Below are 18,002 nucleotides of genomic sequence, written 5' to 3'. Positions count from 1 at the left end.
AGGGCTACGCCACGCAGGTCAGGTCATGCGCGGGGAGCCGTCCCGTACGCAGGTAGGCGTTGACGCGCGCGTCGACGCAGGTGTTGCCGTACTCGCCGTAGAGGCCGTGCTGGCGGGCGCCCTTCAGGGTGAGCAGCCGGGAGCTCGGCCACTGGTCGCGCATGGCCTGGGCACCGGCGTAGAGGGTGCGTGGATCGCCGGTGGCGGCGACGAGCAGGGCCGGGACGTCGTTGTCGAGTACGGTCGGCGCCTCGGCGGGCCGGTCCCAGAACTCGCAGGGAGTGATGTTGTTGGCCAGCGGCCCGGCGAGGGGGAACCGCTCTCGGGACTCCTCGACCGCGCGCCAGTAGCTGCCGATGCCGCGCCGCTCGGCCACGTCACCGCAGATGATCGCGGTCATCTGACTGGCGGGGGCCGATCCCGCCGCGGTCAGCAGGAACTCCAGTTGCCCGGCGAGCGCTTCGGACGGCTCGACCGGCTTGCGGTCCGCGGCGCGCGCCAGTAGGCGTACGGTCCCGGCCAGGTCGGCGCGCCGCTCGTCGAGGTCGCTGCCGAGGCCGCCGATGAAGATGGCGGGGAGCACGTGCTCGTCCAGCAGGTACGCCTCGCCGATCCGTAGCGGCTTCTCCGCCGCGGCGCCGAGGATGTGCTCGACCGTCGCCAGTACCTCGCCGCGCGTGTCGCCCAGCCCGTAGGTGCCGTGCCGCGCGGCGGCCCACGACGCCCATGCGCGCAGGGCCTCCTCGTTGGCCGCCTCGGCGCCGCGCAGCAGGGTCTGGCTGTAGCGCTCCGGGGGATTGACGCTGTCGAGCACCACGCGGTCGGTACGGCCCGGGAAGAGCTGGGTGTAGACCTCGCCGAGGTAACTGCCGTAGGAGTAGCCGAGGTAGGAGAGGGTGTCCTCGCCGAGGGCGGCGCGGATGACGTCCATGTCGCGGGCGGTGTTGCGGGTGGTGACGTACGGCAGCACGTCGCCCTTGGTGCGCTCGCACCGCTCGGCGAGCTCGCGCGCGATGGCGACCTCCTCGCGGTAGCCCGCCAGGTCGGTGCCGGCTGAGCGGACGAGGGCGGAGCCGATGTCCCAGCCGCAGTCGAGCGGGGTGCTGCGGCCGACGAAGCGCGGGTCCATGCCGATCAGGTCGTAGCGGTCGGCGACCTTTCCCATCACCTTCGACTTGGTCAGCGGCATGTGGAGGCTGGGGCCGGCCGGTCCGCCGTCGTTGAGCAGCAGCGGGCCGACGCGGTGAGCGGTGTCGGTGGCCTTCAGACGGGAGATGGCGACGGTGATGGTGCGACCGCCGGGGTCGGCGTAGTCGAGCGGCACGGTGATGTCGGCGCACTCGGCGCCGGCTGCGTCCAGCGCCTGGCCGACCTCGTCATCGAGGCCGAGCGCGCAGGCGTGCCAGCCGATGTGCTGGCGGTGTAAGCGGGTGAGCGGGTCCGGGCCGACGGCGGCACTGGTGGCGGCCGTCGCGGTGGCGGCGAGCACCGCCACGCACGCTACGAACATTTCGATGGGTCGGGAAGCTGACATGTCCGCACGCTAAGAGCGGCGGGCACCTCAGCACACTGCGGCAAGACCCCGGAAGCGGGTGAGGCTATCCCCCCGAGCACGACTAGTACCGGCACTTGGGCGATACGTGCGCCTTTTGCCGACGCCGTCGATGCGGGCGCGTCAGTGGTGGTTGCCGTGACGGCCGAGTGCCTCCACGGAGGTCGCGGCGGGGCGGGTCCACTGCGGCACGGGGCGGCTGGTCGGGCCCCAGGTGGCGTTGCCGTCCGCATCCGCGCGCCAGTACCAGCAGGCCTGGCCGCCCTGGGACGGGTGCCCCTCGCGGACATCGCCGATCACGGGCCGGCCCTCGGGGTTGTCCTCCCACGCCTCGCCGCGGCCGTATGGCGTCATGTCGAGCAGGCCGAGGGACCCGTTGACCGGCTCGTTGCCACGGCCCGTCGTGGAGTAGGTGAGGAACACGCGGTCTCCGTCGCGCAGGAAACAGAGGACGTGCCCCATTTCTCCGCCGACCGGCGCCGCCACGCCCCGGACCGAGTACCAGGGCTGGGTGTAACGAGTTGGTGCGTGATAGCGGGTGAGGCGCCGGGCCGGTGGCATGATCCAACTGTGGCGATCATGGTCAATCGGGCAGTGTTGGCGCATCGGCTGTTCACGGGGATTTCTAGGCGTCATCTCGCGCGCCTGATCGAGGAGTTGGCGATGCCGTGGCAGGCCGGCCTTGAAGGCCGCCGTCACGCTGCGCGGGGCGGAATCCGCAAGCGGGCCGAAGGGGCCGGAGCCCGCCACCAACTGGTGTTCGTCGACCGGCTGGTGGCCACGCTAATCCATCTGCGCCACGACCTGCCGCACTCGGTACTGGGCCTGCTGTTCGGCGTCGACCGCTCCACCATCACCCGCGCCATCGCAGAGATACGACCGCTCCTGGCCGAGCGGGGATGCGCGGTCCCCAACCGTCCCGGCCTGCGACTTCGGACGCTGCCGGATGTCTTCGCCTACGCCCAGGCCGATGGCATCGAGCTGCGCCTGGACGCCACGGAGATCCAGGTCCGCAGGCCACCGGCCGGCCGCGGCGGACGGCGCGCGTTCGTTTCCGGGAAGAAGAAGCAGAACACCATGAAAGCCACCGTCATCGCTGACTGGCGGGGCCGCACGTTATGGACCGACACCCTGCGGCCCGGTCGGATGCACGATGCCACGGCCGCCCGCAACGAGGGCATCGCCGTGTGCTTCCAACACTTCCCCGACGTCGAGGTTCTCCTGGACGACGGCTACCTCGGCCTGAGCCGCGACCACCGCGGGCAAGCGATCACACCGCCCAGAAAACCGCGGCCCGGAGCACTGCCCGGCAGAGTCGAACAATGGGAACGCGACCGCCACTGGCACTCATCCGACCGCATCACCGTCGAACACGCCCTCGCCGACCACAAACGCTGGAAGCAACTGCTGCGCTGGACCCACCGACGCGACCGACTGCCCGACACCTACCGCGCCATCGCCAACCTCGTCTCCGACCGCACCAGCACCGCCTGACATCAGGCCACGACCAGGCCAAACACGGCCCACCCGCTATCACGCACCAACTCGTAACCCATGAACTCGACGTGGGAGGCCACTTCGTCCCACGGTCCCGGGGCCAGGACGGCGAACGAGACCCCCCGGGCGTTGAGGTAGACGGCGTCCTTCATGTGCCAGGCCGTGGTGGTGCAGCCCTCGCACTGCCCCTGGTGCGGCGCGCCGTCGTACCACATGTGCTGGTAGACAACGAGCTCGTCGCGCCCCTGGAACAGGTCCAGAAACGGGACCGGGCCGTCGGGTCCAACGACCTCGACCATCCCGTCGAGCTCCACCATCGGCAGCCGACGACGGGCCGAGGCCAGGGCGTCGCCCTCGCGGGTATGAGCCTTCTCGCGGACCAGAAGCTCGTCACGGGCGACCCGCCAGGTGGCCAGGTCAGTGACGGGCGGACGGCCAGGCAGCGCGGTGGTCGGATCGTCCGGTGCGGTTGTCATGGTGGCCTCCGTGGTGTTTCGTGCCAGGCAACGCCGACGACGCCGTACGACGTCGCACGACGGTCACCAGAACTGACTCGCGACCCGGCCGGAACTCATCGCTGCGAGTGGTGGCCCATGGCCGAGTCCGCACGAACAGAGACGGGGGAGGCAGGTGTGCCGGATGACGGAACACCTGAGGGGGGAGACTCCGCGGGCTTCACGCGGCGTTCGATCGCCGCTTCGAGCGTGGCTCGGGCGGCGTTCCGTGACCAATACCGCCCTGGCTGAAGCTGCCTCCGCCACGGCGTGGAGAGAGATCCCATCCTGAGTTCTCGTGGCCACGGAGGACCTGAACATCCCCCCGGGGACGCAGACCTTCATGGCCGAGCGCGCCAGGCTGCTTCGGTCTCCGTCGTCGCCTCCCACGCGGTGAGCGTCTTGCACCCCCGTGACGTCGCACGCCTGATCACCGAGGCGTGAGCGGTCCAGCGGGCGAGGCTGACGAGTTCAGCGTTGCTGCCCCGCCCAGATCAGGACGAAGGGCTCCTCACTCGACGGGCCCGGTGGCTCAGGAAAGCCAGTCGGTGTAACGGATGGGAGCGATGCGGGCATCCTTCGGGGCGGTGAGAACGTCGCCGGGGACGGCGGCGAACATGCCCGCGGTGTCATCGGTGACGACGGACTGCTGGGCGCCCTTGGCGGTCAGGGTGAGCCGACCAAGCTCGTCGAGGGGGCAGACGTCGGGACCTGCGATGTTGAGGATCCCGTTCAGAGGGCTGCCTTCAGCGACTTCGGTGACAATCTGGGCGACCTCCGCGGCGGCGATCGGCTGGATCGGTGTGTGCGGCAGGCGGACGGTGTCGCCGTCTGTGGTCATCGCGAGGGTCCTGTCCATGAACTCCATGAACTCCATGAACTCCATGAACTGCGTGGCGCGGACGATGGAGTACGGGATCGGCCCGGCTTTGAGAACGTTCTCCTGAAGCACCTTCGCCCGGTAGTAATCCAGATCGGGAACTTCGTCCACACCCACGATCGAGAGGATGACGAAGTGCCCGACCCCGCCTTTCTCGCTCGCGGCGAGAAGGTTGTCCATCGAGGTCTGGAAGAAAGCGATGGAAGCGGCGTCGAAGGTCGGCGAGTTCGCCAGATTGATGACGACGTCGGTGCCGGCCACGGCCGCGTCAACTCCCTGGCCGGTGATGATGTCCACGCCGGAGGACGGGGAGTGCGGTACGGCCTCGTGACCGGCCGCGTTGAGGTTTTCCACGACCCGTGACCCGATCAGCCCGGTGCCGCCGATGACTGCGAACTTCATGGCGTTCGCCTTCTCTCGAATTGCTTTGTCCGGTAAGCCTTTTTTGTGCGCTACGGCAACTCTAAGATGAATCTCGGACGCCGAATACCTGAGGTGCTGCCCGGGAGGGCGCGCAGCCGGCCGGCGAGGGTTGAACCGGCCTCAGTCGGCCGACATGGCGCGGCGGACACTCTCGCGGAGCAGGGCGCGACGGTGCTCGTGCACTTCGGAGGGCTCCTCCGCGGTCGCCGCGTAGACGTTGCTGACCGGCGACCAGGCCATGGACATGGCAATGACCATGGCCATGACGTCGAACGGGTCGCCCTGGCGGACCAGGCCGGCGGCTTGGGCCTCGGCGATGGCACGCAGTTTGTGGTCGTCGAGGCGGTCAGGGTCGTCGACCAGGTGGCCGACCGGGCGTCGCTCCAGGCGCGCCCAGGTGGCCAGCCGGATGAGGTCGGGACGGCGGAGGTACTCGTCGTAGAGGCGTGCGGCCCAGTCCGCGAGCTCCGTGGCGTCGATCGGGACGACATTCATGATCCGCTCCAGCGAGCCGAAGAAGATGGCGTCGAAGAGCCCTTCCTTGCTGCCGAAGTAGGCGTAGAGCTGCGCCTTGTTGGTGCGGGCGGCGGCCACGATCCGCTCGACGCGCGCTCCGGCGATCCCGTGCTCGGCGAACTCCCGCGTCGACACATCGAGGATGCGTTGGTAGGTCGCGGCTCCACGCGAGGTCAAAGGCTGATCGGGCATGTTCCCACGCTACCAAACAGAACAGTTGGTTTGCCTGGAGCGGCGGATGGTCCTAACCTCAAATAGACCAACCAGTCTGTCTATGAGGAGTCGGCATCATGAGGAACACCGTTGGCTGGCAGGTGGAAGGACCGTCGACGACGCTGCGGCGGGTGCCACTGGAACGCCGGGACCTGCGCCCTGACGACCTCGCGGTCAGGGTGGACTACTGCGGCGTCTGCCACACCGATCTGCACGCCGTCAGCGCCCGGGGAGGCGAAGGGGGTAGCCCCTTGGTGCCAGGGCACGAGTTCACGGGCGTGGTGACCGAGACCGGACCCGCGGTCACGCGTTTCACCGTCGGCGACCCGGTCGCCGTGGGCAACATCGTCGATTCGTGCGGCGAGTGCGCCATGTGCCGGGCAGACCAGGAGAACTTCTGCCACGCCTTCCCGACCCTGACCTACGACGGCATCGACCGGAAGGACGGATCGACCACACTGGGGGGCTACTCCCGCGAGTACGTGGTCCGCGACCGTTTCGCCTACCCTCTTCCCGCCGGTCTGGATCCGGCCGGCGCGGCGCCACTGCTCTGCGCCGGGATCACTGTCTGGGAACCGCTGCACGCTCTCGGGGTGGGGCCGGGAACCCGCGTCGCGGTGGCGGGGCTTGGCGGCCTGGGTCACCTCGCGGTCAAGATCGCCGTGGCGCTCGGTGCCGATACCTCGGTCATCAGCCGCTCACCCGACAAGGCCGACGACGCTCGTCGTCTCGGCGCTCACAGTGTCATCGTCTCCACTGACCAGGCGCAGTTGGCCGACGCCCGCGACCGGTTCGACGTGGTCATCGACACCATCTCCGCCCCGCACGACCTGGGCCCGTACCTGCGCCTGGTCGCCATGGACGGGACACTCAGCCACCTCGGGTACCTGGGACCCGTCACCGTGGAGACCACCGACCTGCTCCTGGGACGCAAGAAGCTCAGTTCCGCGGGCAGCGGCGGCAGGCTCGCGACCGCCGCCATGCTGGACTTCTGCGCCGAACACGGCATCACCGCCGACATCGAACTGTTCCCCTCGGCCCGCGTGAACGAGGTTCTAGACCGGCTCCGGCGCAACGATGTCCGCTACCGCTTCGTCCTCGACATGTCCGACCTGGACTGAACGCCTCGGTGGATAGCGCCGGAGCACGGGGGAGCCTGGGAGCATCGCGTGGGGAAATCCAGGTGGCAGAGCCGGAGTTAGAGGGTGTCGGAGCCACGGGAAGCGTCGCTGGTGCGGCGCTCAACGGGGACAGTCCGTGATCCGTACGCGGTCGCTGTCCTTGTCGGAGAGGAAGGAAGCCAGTCCATGGCCCTCCTCGGCGACGGCGTCGCGCTCGGCTCGCGAGAAGGCGCGGAGCGGGGTGACGATCACGGTGCCCGCGTCGACGCTCCAGGTCGCGGCGACGCGGCCGTCCACCAGCACAACGCGGGCACCCGCGACGGACAGGCCGCGGTGGTCGTCGTCGATGATCCTGCTGCGGTCGTGGTAGCCGAGGATCGCGTTGTCGAACGCGGGCAGGAACCGTACCGGGGCGGGCGTGTCGGGGTCGGGGCGCGGCGCGTCGGGAAGGTCGAGCAGTTCGCGGCCGCGCGCGTCGCGGAAGGGGACCAGCTCCCCGCGGACGGCGGCGACCGCGGCCGGCAGTCCGGCGAGACCGCACCAGGCGCGCAGGTCGGCCGACGCCGCGGGGCCGAACGCGGCCAGATAACGGCGTACCAGGGACTCACCGACCGGATCGGAGCCGTTCGGGGCCGACGGGTGGATCTCACGCCCCAGCCAGGAGGAGAGCGGTACATTGCGCACTCCCGCCTTCGTGCGCCACAGCCCGCGCGGTGGCATTTGCACCATCGGGACGAGGGCGGCGATCACCATCTCGCCGAGTGCCCTCCGGCCCGGCGCGGGCCAGCGGTCGGCCAGTACCCGTGCGAGTTCGGTCATCGTGCGGGGCTCGCCATCGGCCATGACCGCCCGGCCCGCCGCCGCGAGCTCGTCGAGGTTCACCCCTTCGAGCTCGCGGCGGTAGGTGCCCATCACCCGCTGGCGCAGCATGGTGTCGTGGCGGGACCGCCAGGCCAGGGCGTCGTCGGCGGTGAGGAGGTGGACTGTACGGCGCATGAGGTGCGTACGCACCGCGCGCCGCCCGGTCAACAGGTCGTCCAGCGCCAGCGGATCGAACGCGCGCAGCCGCGACCAGAGCCCGGTGAACGGTTCCTGAGGCTCCTGCGCTTGCAGGCCGCCAAGGTGCGCGACTGTGTCGAGGACCGGTAGGTCGGCGCGGTCGAGCAGCAGTTGCCGGGCGAGCGTCGCGCGGCCCAGCGCCCGGGTGTCGAGAACCGTCATCGCGTCACGCTCATCGGCCGCTCGCCAGTGCGGCACAGAGTGCTCGATGGCGGCCGGGGTGCAGGACACACCGTACTCGCGGCCAGGTCACCCGTCGTCGGGAACGTCGCCATGTAAGTGGTGGCGGTCATCGTGCTGAGGTCCTTCCGGTTGTTCTCCGGTACGGGATGACGATCGCAAGGGAAGCGGTCAGGGTGTGTCCGCATCTCTGGGCGTCATGGGAGTCGTGCCGAAGGCCTCAGCGCGACTGCTCCGCCTGCTGTCGCTGCTCCAGGCGCGCCGCGACTGGCCGGGCGCGCTATTGGCCGAGCGCCTCGACACCAGCCCGCGCACCGTACGCCGCGATGTCGACCGCCTGTGCGACCTCGGGTAGCCCATCGTGGCCGTCAAGGGGCCCGACGGCGGATACCGCCTCGACGCCGGCTCGGAGCTGACTCCGCCGCTGTTCGACGACGAGCAGGCCGTCGCCCTCGCGATCGCACTCCAGATCGCCACCGCCGCCGGTGCTGCCACCGGTGCCGGTATCGAGGAAGCCGCGACCCGCGCGCTCACCACTGTCCGGCAGGTCATGCCTGCCCGGCTGCGCAGCCGCATCGACGCCCAGCAACCCCGCCCTGCCGGGTGCAGCCTCACCACCTCGTCACCTGGGGCGGACGCTGGTACCTCCTTGTCGGGGTTCTCGACCGTGAGGACTGGCTTGTCTGGGATCTCGACTGTGAGGACTGGCGCACGTTCCGCGCCGAACGGATAACCCCGCGCATCCCCAGGGGGCCCCGCTTCACCCCACGCGACCTGCCCGAAGGCGGCGTGGCTCCACCCGAACTCACTGACACCGCCGCCCACTTGGCCCGACGCTACGCGAACGCGGACCCTCCGCGACACGTCTCTAGACGTCCTCCTCAGCCGACTCCTGACGGAAACTGACCACCGCTTCACCGTGGGACTTCGCCCATTGGGTCAACATCCTGATGGGCTCTTCGAGGGTGCGCCCGAGCTCGGTCAAGCTGTACTCCACTCGCGGTGGTGCTTCGGCGTAGGTATGGCGCTCGACGAGCCCGTTGTCCTGAAGGTGACGCAACGTCTGCGTCAGCACCTTGCGCGAGATGCCCCCGATCAGTTCGACCAGTTCGCCGTGCCGCAGCGGACCGTCGCTCAGCGCGAAGAGTGTGACGACGGACCATTTGCTGGCGATGATCTCGATGGCCAGCCTGGCGGGGCAGTCCGCGAGGAAGACGGTGCCAGGACGGAGGCTCATGATCCGTAGGGTACCTCCGGGTACCTATCGGATCCCTAACGTCGACAGCATGCAGCACACAACCCCGATGAATGCCCAGGCACCGAGGGTGCCATCACGTGGGCCGGGCGGTTCCGTCCCCGCCGCGGAACGTCACCATCGTTCCGGGCCCGAGCCGCAAGCCGCCGGTGCGGCTGACCGGCCGTTCGGCGCCCACCGGTTCATCGGGCGATTCGATCTCGACGGGCCGCCGCGCACGAGCGTTCTGGGGTCTTCGGAGAAGCTCGCCTCCGACTCTTCGCCCGACATGCGGCGCGAATCCGGCTGAGTCGTCTGCTCAACCGCAACCTGCCTGGGCAACCTGCCTGGATTCCTCAACCATCCACGCCCGTACGCCCGTACGCCCGTACACATCCACGCCCGTGCACGTGCGTGTCCGTACGCGCGCAAATTCACCTGCCAACAGTTCGAGCCTCACCCCAAGGAAGCATCCATGGCCAACCCGACCACTTACGTCCTCGTCCACGGAGCCTGGCACGACGGGCAGTCCTGGAACCGCGTCGCCCCACTGCTCTCCGCTCACGGCCACCGTGTCTTCGCCCCGTCCCTCACCGGCCACGGGGACAAGGCGCACCTGCTCAGTCCCGAAGTCGGGCTCGGCACCCACGTGGACGACATCGTCGGTCTCATCCTCGACCACGATCTGAGCGGCATCGTGCTCGTCGGGCACAGCTACGCGGGGATGGTCATCTCGAGCGTGGCGAACCAGGTCCCCGAACGCATCTCAAGCCTGGTGTACATCGACGCGATGGTGCCGACGCACGGTGAGAACGCCATCGACGTCATGCCGCTCACGCAGGTTCTGATCGACGCTGCCGCCGAGAGCGCCGAGCCCTGGCGCATTCCGCCGCTACCGGAACTCCCGTCGCCGCTCGGCCTGTTCGGCGTCATAGACCCCGATGACATCGACTGGCTCAAGACCACGCTCGCAGATGAGTCGGTCCTCTGTTTTCAGCAGCCGGTCCAGCTGGACAACCCCGCGCAGGCGTCGATTCCCCGGTCTCACATTCTCTGCGTCGGCAGCAAGCTCGATGGCGTCACCCGGCGACCCATCCCCGGGACTCAGCCCAACGGCGAGCCGTCTCGCGTCCATGAGCTGGAGTGCGGTCACGACTGCATGATCACCAAGCCCGTGGAACTCAGCGACCTGCTGCTGAAAGGCGCCCGCCTCGCGAAACAGGGCACGACCCGCCAAGGCATCTGATGTGTAACTACACGCCCTCGTCGAACAGTTGAGGTCTCGCATGTTCATCGCCTACGCCGTCGTCGCCGCACTCATGTCGGCGGTGCTCCTGGCTTCGGCCGGTGCCAAGTTCACCCGGCCGAAGCGGCTCGTTGATCAGATGTCCACCCTTGCACTGCCCTTTGGCATGTTGCCGTTCTTGGGCGCAGCTCAGATCGCCGGAGTGGCTGGCCTTGTCGTCGGGCTCTGGTGGGGGCCCCTCGGAATCGCCGCGGCTGTCGGTTTGACGCTCTACTTCATCGGCGCGGTCACCACACACCTGCACGTCAGCGACTTCAAGGGCGCGCCCCCGGCAGCCGTCCTAGCGATCGTCGCCGCCGTCCTCATCGGATTGCGCGCCGCCACCCTCTGATAGCTGACAGGCATCGGCCGTTCCAGCTCGCTCGCGGAGACTGCTCGTGAGCTGGAACGGCCGATGCCGGGGTTCTCAGGTTCTCAGGAGATCGGCCAGTTGCGCAGGACGGCGTCGGCCAGCTCCTGGAGTTCGTCGCGGCAGACACCGCTCGCGGCTTGTACGGCGATGCCGTAGGCGACGGTGGTCAGGTAGCGGGCCAGTAGCCCTGGATCGGTCCGCGGAGGCAGGTCGCCGTCGTCGACGGCCCGCTGGAACCGCTCTCGGACGCAGGAGTAGCCCTTGTGGCGCCAGGCGACGAGGAGGTCACGGACTTCCTGCCCGGACTCGCTGGTGGTCAGGGCGCCCTGGACGCCCAGGCACCCGTGGGGATTGGCCGGGCGGGTGGTGGTCCGAACGGTGCCGGCCAGGATCGCGGTGGCGACGCCGAGAGCGGTCGGCTCCTCCAAGGCTCGGGCCAGGTATGCGCTCGGGCCTTCGGTGTAGCGCTCCAGAACCTTGCGGAACAGCTTCTCCTTGTTGCCGAAGGCTGCGTACATGCTGGTGGTGGAGATGCCCATCGCGTTCGTCAGGCCGGCCGTGCTGGCTCCCTCGTAGCCGTGCTGCCAGAAGACCAGCATGGCGCGCTCAAGAGCCTCGTCGGCGTCGAATCCTCGCGGTCGGCCGATGGGGCCGCTCTGTCTCGTCTCCACACCCACGAGTCTACCTCTTCCGCAACGATCGCTGCAGAAGTGCTAACGTCGGACTTCCGCAGCGATCGCTGCGGAAGTGGAAGGGGCTACTCACGTGGGACTGCTTGAAGGAAAGACCGCTCTCGTCACCGGAGGCAGTGCCGGAATCGGCCTGGCCAGCGCCGTCCGGCTGGCGGCCGAGGGCGCACACGTGTTCATCACCGGTCGGCGCAAAACCGAACTGGACGCGGCCGTCGAAGTGATCGGTTCAGCGGCCACCGCGGTGACCGGCGACATCTCGAACCTGGCCGACCTGGACCGGCTCTACGAGACGATCCGCAGCCGGGGACGGGGCCTGGACGTGCTGTTCGCGAACGCCTCCGTCGCCTCGCTCGTACCGCTGGAGCAGGTCACCGAGGAGCACTTCGACACCCTTTTCGGGATCAACGTCCGGGGCACGTTGTTCACCGTCCAAAAGGCACTGCCCCTGCTCAACGACGGGGCTTCGGTCATCCTGAACGGCTCCACCAACGTGGACGTCGGCGACGAGGCGCTCGGCGTGTACGCGGCGACCAAGGCCGCCACTCGATCGTTCTCCCGGACCTGGGCCAACGAGCTCAAGGGACGCGGCATCCGGGTCAACACCATCACGCCCGGCCCGACCGACACTCCGGCACTGTCGGCGCTCACCCCCGCCCCGGAGGAGTTCAAGCGGAAACTGGCGACGCGTGTGCCGCTGGGCCGGCTCGGACGCCCGGAGGAGACCGCCGCCGCCGTGGCCTTCCTCGCCTCCGAACAGAGCAGCTTCATCACGGGTTCGAGCCTGTACGTCGACGGCGGCCTGAACCAGATATGAGAGGCGTGACTGAAGGACCTTGTCGACATCCGGTCGCGGCCCCGATCCGGAGCTGCCCCACAGAAAGGTCATCGTCATGTCCGACAGCGATCTGCGTGCGTTCTACCTGCGCTACATCGAGGCGCTCAACGCCCACAAGTTCGATGGAATGGACGAGTTCATCAACGACCGGACCACTCTGAACGGTGAACCGGCCACCCGGGACGACCTCATCGCGGTTCAGAAGCATGATGTGGACGCGGTTCCGGACCTCCATTGGGAGCTGAAGGAACTGCTCTTCGACGGTGACCGTCTGGCCGCGCGTCTGGTCAACACGGGTACCCCGGCGAAGGAATGGCTCGGCGTGACTCCCACCGGCGCCTCGTTCGAGATCGTCGAGTACGCCATCTATCAGGTCCGCGACGGGCGGTTCGTGCATATGACCGCCCTGCACGACGCCGGCGAACTTCTCCGGCAGTTGACCGGCTGACCTCCGAGGTCGGCGCCGGCAACTCAAAGAACAGCCCGTACATCACCAACTGAACCGCCCACTTGGGCCAGATGACTCGTGAGGATACGCATGACGGTCACACTGATCACCGGGGCAAACAAGGGCATCGGCTTCGAGGCAGCCAGACAGCTTCTGGCGTTGGGCCACGTTGTCTACATCGGCGCTCGTGATGTCGAGCGAGGTGAGAAGGCCGCGGCTGTGCTCGGCGCACGATTCGTCCAACTCGACGTCACCGACGACGCATCGGTGAGCAGCGCGCTGGCGACGATCGGCTCGGCCGAGGGAAGGCTCGACGTCCTGGTGAACAACGCGGGCATCTTGGGGGACGGAGTCACCGACGGTCCCACCGCACTCCGGGCCTTCGACACCAACGCGGTGGGAATCGTGCGCGTCACGGAGGCGGCGCTTCCCCTGCTGCGCAATTCCTCGAACCCGACCGTGGTCACCGTATCCAGCAGCGCCGGATCCTTCTGGGCAGTGACCAATCCGGACCGGCCGGAATTCAACCTGCCGTTGGCGCTCTACTCCGCGTCCAAGTCCGCGGCGACCATGCTCACGGTCCAGTACGCCAAGTCCCAGCCGGGCATCAAGTTCAACGCTGTCGAGCCCGGCACCACCGCGACCGATCTGACCGCGGCATTCGGAATCGGAAGGGCGCCGGAGCAGAGCGCCAGGGTCGTCGTGCGTATGGCAACTCTCGACGCGGACGGTCCGACAGGAACCTTCCAGGACGAAAACGGGGAAGTGCCCTGGTAACCGTGGCGCACGCGGACGGCACCGCGCGTCTCCATTTTCGGGCGCTGTGTACGTCAAGTGGTGATCGAAGCGCGCGCTCTTGTGGCCAGGCACTCTTTACGCTTTCTTGATTCGTATGACGGAGACCACTGGGAAGTCAGAGTCAGGGGAGTCCATCGCCCAGCCGCGCAAGTCGAGTTGGAAGTACATCGGACCCGGCATTGTCGTCGCCGCGACGGGCGTGGGCGCCGGTGACCTCGTCGCGACGCTCGTTGCGGGCAGCAATTTCGGCTACACCCTGCTGTGGGCCGCGGTCATCGGCTGTGTAGTCAAGATCTCTCTCGCCGAGGCGGCCGGCCGCTGGCATCTGTCCACCGGCCGTACCCTCTTCGACGGCTGGGCGAGCCTGGGCCGGTGGACGACGTACTTCTTCGTCGTCTACGTGGTCATCTGGGGCTTCGTGTACGGCGCGGCGGCGATGTCGTCGAGCGCGCTGCCGCTACAGGCGCTGTTCCCCGACGTCTTCCCGGACGACTGGTCGATCAAGCCGTGGGCGGTCATCTGCGGCCTGGTGGGCCTCGTGTTCGTGTGGTTCAACAAGTACGAGGTCTTCGAGAAGGTCATGACCGTGCTGGTGGGCGTGATGTTCGTCGTCACCGTCTACCTGGCGATTCGCGTCACCCCCAACCTCGGCGACGCCTTCGCCGGCCTGCTCCCCGTCCTCCCGGACGAGAAGGACTCGATCCTCAACACACTCGGTCTGATCGGCGGGGTAGGCGGCACCATCACCCTTGCCGCATACGGCTATTGGGTCAACGCGAAGGGCTGGACGAACACGGGCTGGATGAAGGTCATGCGCCTCGACAACCGCGTCGCGTACATCACCACCGGCCTTTTCGTCATCTCGATGCTCTTCGTCGGCGCGGAACTCCTGCATTCCGCGAACGTCGCCATCGCGAGCGGCGACCAGGGCCTCATCCAGCTGAGCGACATCCTGGAGGCTGAGTACGGCACGGCGACCGCCAAGTTCTTCCTGATCGGTTTCTTCGCCACCTCTTTCACCTCGCTCATCGGCGTCTGGCACGGCGTGAGCCTGATGTTCGCGGACTTCGTGGAGCGCTATCGCGGGACCAGGACGACAGGGGAGGAGGTCGCGTCGGGTACCCGGGAGAAGTCCTGGCCCTTCCGTGCCTACCTGCTCTGGCTGACCTTCCCGCCGATCGTCCTCCTCTTCCAGGGCCAGCCGTTCCGCCTGGTGATTCTCTACGGCGTTCTCGGCGCCGCCTTCCTCCCCTTCCTGGCCCTCACCCTGATCTGGCTCCTCAACTCCTCCCGCACGCCGCGAGAGTGGCGCAACGGGCCGCTCAGCAACGCCATGCTCGCCATCGCCGGACTGCTTTTCCTGGTCCTGTGCGTGAAGCAGGTCTGGGATCAGCCCTGGGCGGACTTCTTCTAGTCCTCAGGGCAGGACAGGACAAAGTCACGAACGACGAACTCGTCCTGCGAGCGTCAGCCGTACCGCAGTTGGCCGCCGTCGGAGTGAGACGATCGGCGGCATGTCAGTGGCCCGTGGCACGATCGCGGGCATGACATCGATCGACGAGCGGCTCGTCCATGAGACAGCCGCCGAGTACGGCGTTCCCGGCCCCGTCGCACAGGAGTTGATGGCCCGGTCCCGGCCGTGCCTCTACCTGGTGCCGCACCAGGAAGTGCCTGTGTCCCGGCGGGAGAACGTCCGCCCAGTGGCACGAACGGGTGGGCTACCCGCGCTGCCGGTGGGGGTCGAATGGCCTGAGGGGAGGGAGCCCCTCGTGCTGAGTGTCGACTGTGCGGCCCTGCCCCAGGACGTGCTGGACATCGAACTCCCCGCGGACGGGCATCTGTTGTTCTTCACCGAGATCGAGTACCCGCCGGAGTCGTCTGTGGTGCTCCACGTCCCTGCCGGAGCACACACCACGGAGCGCGCCGCGACGTACGAGTTGAACGGTGAGGCCATGCAGGTCAGAGTCTATGAACCACTCACCCTGTATCCCGTGGCCGGACTGACCTTCGACAACGAGTGGCAAGAGGGCCCGCAGACCCGCGCGTTCTTGGCCGGCGGCGGTGACGAGGATGCGCTGGACAGTTTCGAGGAAGCCGTCCTCGACCTTGCCGCTGGTGGAGAGTGCCCCGGTGTCTGTGTGCAGATCGGCGGGTTCTCCGACCCGTGGGACATGGCACCGGACGAGGGCGAACTCGTGCTCTTCGCGCAAATGGCCGGGCAGGCGATCGACTACAACGTCTTCACCATGAACCTGATCGTGGGCACACGGGAGGACATCGCGGCCCGAAAGTATGACGGCCTCCAGTACGAGCAGCAGTGCTAGCCCCCGGGGTGTTGATGGCGGAGAGAGGGCACTCCGGGAGTCCACTGCGGGTTCCTTCTCTCGCGCTGGTACTCCCGCTGTCGTATGCGTCGGGGCACGGCCGCACCGTGGTGGTCACCGGCGCGAACACCGCTTGATAGACCTGTTGTCGCCCACCCCGGTGGCGCCGCCGCCCGTACTCCAGCCGCGAGCATCGGGGTTCTCACAGTGGGGGGACTCGGCAGTTCATCGGAGTGGTCAGGGGAGTGTCGAAAGCGCCGGTTGCCGATCGACGTGTGAATAAAAACCCGGGAGGCGACGGCGCCGAGCCCCTGTTCGAGTGGATCCACAACCTTGCGGGACTGCGCGCCGGGCAGCGGAGCCTCGACCCGGCCAGGGTGGTCGGCACGCCCCTGGCCACCCACCTGAAGTACCGCTTCGTGAAGTGACCCCGCGCGGCCAAGGCCGGGGGTAGCTCGGGTCCGGGGTTGGTGCGGTCCTGGGCCGACGCCTGCGCGTATTCCTGTGGTCGGTACAACCGTCGGGCGGGGCGGGCGGTCTCATGAGTGACCAGGCGACAACGGGGGCCAAGTCGCGGGATCCACGCGGCACCCCCGTGCACAACGGGGAGCAGTCATGAAGACAGGCAAGTACCTCAGGATCTCGATTGTCACGGCGTTAACGGCCGCCACCGTGGCCGTGGCCCCGGCCGGAGTCGCAGCGGCGGACGCGGCGATTCCGGCTGTGTCGGCCACGAGCCGGGTGTCGGCTCCGGCCTGGCGCACCTCTCTGGCGGGGACGCTCTCGGACAACTCCGCGCTCTTCGATGTCGCGTCGGTGGGTCCGAACGCGGCTTGGGCGGTGGGAGTTCAGTACGTCGACGGCATCGGCAAGGGCGTCATCCTGCGCTGGAACGGCAGGACCTGGCAGGAGCAGGCCACCCCCGGCATGCCGGGAACCGGAGTGTGGCATGCCGTGGACGCGGTGTCGGCGCAGGACGTATGGGCGTACGGCTGGGGCCAGGACGGCGAGACGCTGGCCCACTACGACGGCAGGCGGTGGAAGTCGGTGCCGCTGCCTGCGGGGGAGAGCTACGGTTTCGCGAAGCTGGCCGCCGTGCCCGGCAAGGCCTGGCTGGTCGGCGACACCGCGATCAGCGTCTACGCCCATGGCGTCTGGCGGAGCACGACTCTCCCGGAGGGTGTCATGATCAGCGCGGTCGAGGCGCGGTCCTCCCGTGATGCGTGGGCGGTCGGGCAGTTCGCGTATGCCGGCCGGCCGGGCCGGTCGGTGCTCCTGCACTGGGACGGCCGTTCGTGGAATGACGTCGCGCCGGTCGGCAGCGATCTCGCGGTGACGGCTGTGTACCAGGAGTCCGCGCGCAGTGTGTGGGTCACCGCTCTCACCCCGTACGTCGAGGACGAACCCCAGCGGACCAAGGTGCTGCACTGGGACGGTCTCAGCTGGCGCGACGTCACCGGGCCGGTCGACGGACTGTGGGCCAACGCCATCACAGGCGACGGCAAGGGCACCGTGTGGGTCTCGGGCGATCCCTACGGCTACGAGGGCACCGCTCTTTACTGGCGTCTGCGCGACGGTGGTTGGACCTCGGTCGCCGGCGACGCCGTCCCCGGCGGTCAGACTCAGTCGTACGAAATCGAGGCCCTCGCGCCCGCCGGCCGCACTGGTCAGTTCTGGTCGGTCGGCGACTACGGACTCATCACCGGGGAGTCCACCTCCGCCCAGTACGAGCTGATCCAGCGTTCGACTCGCTGAACCCGCCCCGGGCCGGGCGCAACATCGGCTCCTAGCCGAAGGTCCCCGCATCACGTGGTCGCGGTGATCAGACCGCGAGCGGTCCGAGCAGGCGCCCGGCTGAGGCTTTCCAGCCGGGCGCCCCGCCGCCTCAGACAGGCTCACGGGGCAAGGTCCCGCGCGCGGCCGCTGTTGCATTCCACGGTCGGGAAGCCGATGAGCGGCACCTGCGCACGCTTGATTCCGCTGGTACGTCCTGGGGCCGCGAACTCCCGAGTCCGCCAACGAATTACGGAGGCGGCGTGACGGGGCGTCACGCCTTGGGCGGCTGCCAAGGCACCATC

17 protein-coding genes and 3 pseudogenes are annotated in these 18,002 nt (G+C 68.3%); 12 read left to right on the top strand and 8 right to left on the bottom strand.

Going from position 1 to position 18,002, the window contains the following annotated elements:
• Positions 1-4 precede the first annotated feature (4 nt).
• Positions 5-1,534: an alpha/beta hydrolase gene (locus ACIBLC_RS29440; protein ID WP_399214310.1), complete on the bottom strand. Its 1,530-nt coding sequence runs from the start codon at positions 1,532-1,534 to the stop codon at positions 5-7.
• A gap of 141 nt (positions 1,535-1,675) precedes the next feature.
• Positions 1,676-2,068: pseudogene (locus tag ACIBLC_RS29435) on the bottom strand (DUF899 family protein); the annotation flags it as partial.
• A gap of 63 nt (positions 2,069-2,131) precedes the next feature.
• Here ACIBLC_RS29435 and ACIBLC_RS29430 point away from each other — a divergent pair.
• Positions 2,132-3,046, top strand: coding sequence for a transposase family protein (locus ACIBLC_RS29430; protein ID WP_399214333.1), 915 nt, complete (start codon positions 2,132-2,134; stop codon positions 3,044-3,046).
• Between the two features lie 53 nt (positions 3,047-3,099).
• Here the strand turns inward: ACIBLC_RS29430 and ACIBLC_RS29425 are convergent.
• The 3 genes and pseudogenes from ACIBLC_RS29425 to ACIBLC_RS29415 form a co-directional block, all read right to left on the bottom strand.
• Positions 3,100-3,525: pseudogene (locus ACIBLC_RS29425) on the bottom strand (DUF899 family protein); the annotation flags it as partial.
• A 550-nt stretch (positions 3,526-4,075) separates the two neighbouring features.
• The gene (locus ACIBLC_RS29420; protein WP_399214308.1) at positions 4,076-4,825 is read right to left on the bottom strand and encodes an SDR family oxidoreductase; all 750 of its coding nucleotides are present in this window, start codon (positions 4,823-4,825) and stop codon (positions 4,076-4,078) included.
• Between the two features lie 141 nt (positions 4,826-4,966).
• Positions 4,967-5,554 (bottom strand): TetR family transcriptional regulator, encoded by a 588-nt coding sequence (locus tag ACIBLC_RS29415; protein WP_399214307.1) that lies wholly within the window; start codon positions 5,552-5,554, stop codon positions 4,967-4,969.
• A gap of 98 nt (positions 5,555-5,652) precedes the next feature.
• On the opposite strand from ACIBLC_RS29415, the gene ACIBLC_RS29410 reads away from it, so the two are divergent.
• Positions 5,653-6,696: an NAD(P)-dependent alcohol dehydrogenase gene (locus tag ACIBLC_RS29410; protein WP_399214306.1), complete on the top strand. Its 1,044-nt coding sequence runs from the start codon at positions 5,653-5,655 to the stop codon at positions 6,694-6,696.
• Positions 6,697-6,816: 120 nt separating this feature from the next.
• Here the strand turns inward: ACIBLC_RS29410 and ACIBLC_RS29405 are convergent, their stop codons facing one another.
• Entirely contained in the window at positions 6,817-7,917 is a 1,101-nt protein-coding gene (locus tag ACIBLC_RS29405) for a winged helix DNA-binding domain-containing protein (RefSeq protein ID WP_399214305.1), read from the bottom strand.
• A gap of 226 nt (positions 7,918-8,143) precedes the next feature.
• Here ACIBLC_RS29405 and ACIBLC_RS29400 point away from each other — a divergent pair.
• Positions 8,144-8,793, top strand: a pseudogene (locus ACIBLC_RS29400) (helix-turn-helix transcriptional regulator); the annotation flags it as partial.
• Positions 8,794-8,803: 10 nt separating this feature from the next.
• Here the strand turns inward: ACIBLC_RS29400 and ACIBLC_RS29395 are convergent.
• Positions 8,804-9,172 (bottom strand): winged helix-turn-helix transcriptional regulator, encoded by a 369-nt coding sequence (locus tag ACIBLC_RS29395; protein WP_399214304.1) that lies wholly within the window; start codon positions 9,170-9,172, stop codon positions 8,804-8,806.
• Positions 9,173-9,644: 472 nt separating this feature from the next.
• Between ACIBLC_RS29395 and ACIBLC_RS29390 the strand changes: the two genes are divergently transcribed.
• Both ACIBLC_RS29390 and ACIBLC_RS29385 read left to right on the top strand, forming a co-directional pair.
• Positions 9,645-10,415, top strand: coding sequence for an alpha/beta fold hydrolase (locus ACIBLC_RS29390; RefSeq protein ID WP_399214303.1), 771 nt, complete (start codon positions 9,645-9,647; stop codon positions 10,413-10,415).
• 40 nt (positions 10,416-10,455) lie between these two features.
• A complete protein-coding gene (locus tag ACIBLC_RS29385) occupies positions 10,456-10,806 on the top strand; it encodes a DoxX family protein (RefSeq protein WP_399214302.1) in 351 nt (116 codons plus the stop codon).
• An 83-nt stretch (positions 10,807-10,889) separates the two neighbouring features.
• On the opposite strand, the gene ACIBLC_RS29380 is transcribed toward ACIBLC_RS29385, so the two are convergent.
• Positions 10,890-11,498: a TetR/AcrR family transcriptional regulator gene (locus ACIBLC_RS29380; RefSeq protein ID WP_399214301.1), complete on the bottom strand. Its 609-nt coding sequence runs from the start codon at positions 11,496-11,498 to the stop codon at positions 10,890-10,892.
• 94 nt (positions 11,499-11,592) lie between these two features.
• Between ACIBLC_RS29380 and ACIBLC_RS29375 the strand changes: the two genes are divergently transcribed.
• The 7 genes from ACIBLC_RS29375 (at position 11,593) to ACIBLC_RS29345 (ending at position 17,679) form a co-directional block, all read left to right on the top strand.
• Positions 11,593-12,333 carry an SDR family NAD(P)-dependent oxidoreductase gene (locus tag ACIBLC_RS29375; RefSeq protein ID WP_399214300.1) on the top strand — a complete coding sequence of 247 codons (741 nt, stop codon included), beginning with the start codon at positions 11,593-11,595 and terminating at the stop codon, positions 12,331-12,333.
• Between the two features lie 76 nt (positions 12,334-12,409).
• Positions 12,410-12,802 carry an ester cyclase gene (locus ACIBLC_RS29370; protein ID WP_399214299.1) on the top strand — a complete coding sequence of 131 codons (393 nt, stop codon included), beginning with the start codon at positions 12,410-12,412 and terminating at the stop codon, positions 12,800-12,802.
• A 90-nt stretch (positions 12,803-12,892) separates the two neighbouring features.
• Positions 12,893-13,579 carry an SDR family NAD(P)-dependent oxidoreductase gene (locus tag ACIBLC_RS29365; RefSeq protein ID WP_399214298.1) on the top strand — a complete coding sequence of 229 codons (687 nt, stop codon included), beginning with the start codon at positions 12,893-12,895 and terminating at the stop codon, positions 13,577-13,579.
• A 115-nt stretch (positions 13,580-13,694) separates the two neighbouring features.
• Positions 13,695-15,014 carry an Nramp family divalent metal transporter gene (locus tag ACIBLC_RS29360; protein WP_399214297.1) on the top strand — a complete coding sequence of 440 codons (1,320 nt, stop codon included), beginning with the start codon at positions 13,695-13,697 and terminating at the stop codon, positions 15,012-15,014.
• A 100-nt stretch (positions 15,015-15,114) separates the two neighbouring features.
• Positions 15,115-15,924, top strand: coding sequence for a DUF1963 domain-containing protein (locus ACIBLC_RS29355; RefSeq protein ID WP_399214296.1), 810 nt, complete (start codon positions 15,115-15,117; stop codon positions 15,922-15,924).
• A gap of 275 nt (positions 15,925-16,199) precedes the next feature.
• On the top strand, positions 16,200-16,352 hold the full coding sequence (locus tag ACIBLC_RS29350) for a hypothetical protein (protein WP_399214294.1): 153 nt from the start codon (positions 16,200-16,202) through the stop codon (positions 16,350-16,352).
• Between the two features lie 187 nt (positions 16,353-16,539).
• The gene (locus ACIBLC_RS29345; RefSeq protein WP_399214293.1) at positions 16,540-17,679 is read left to right on the top strand and encodes a hypothetical protein; all 1,140 of its coding nucleotides are present in this window, start codon (positions 16,540-16,542) and stop codon (positions 17,677-17,679) included.
• Positions 17,680-18,002: the final 323 nt, after the last annotated feature.

Origin of the sequence: Streptomyces sp. NPDC050535 (genome assembly GCF_044457665.1) — a bacterium.
Classification (GTDB): domain Bacteria; phylum Actinomycetota; class Actinomycetes; order Streptomycetales; family Streptomycetaceae; genus Streptomyces.
This window is presented reverse-complemented; position numbering and strand designations above follow the sequence as displayed.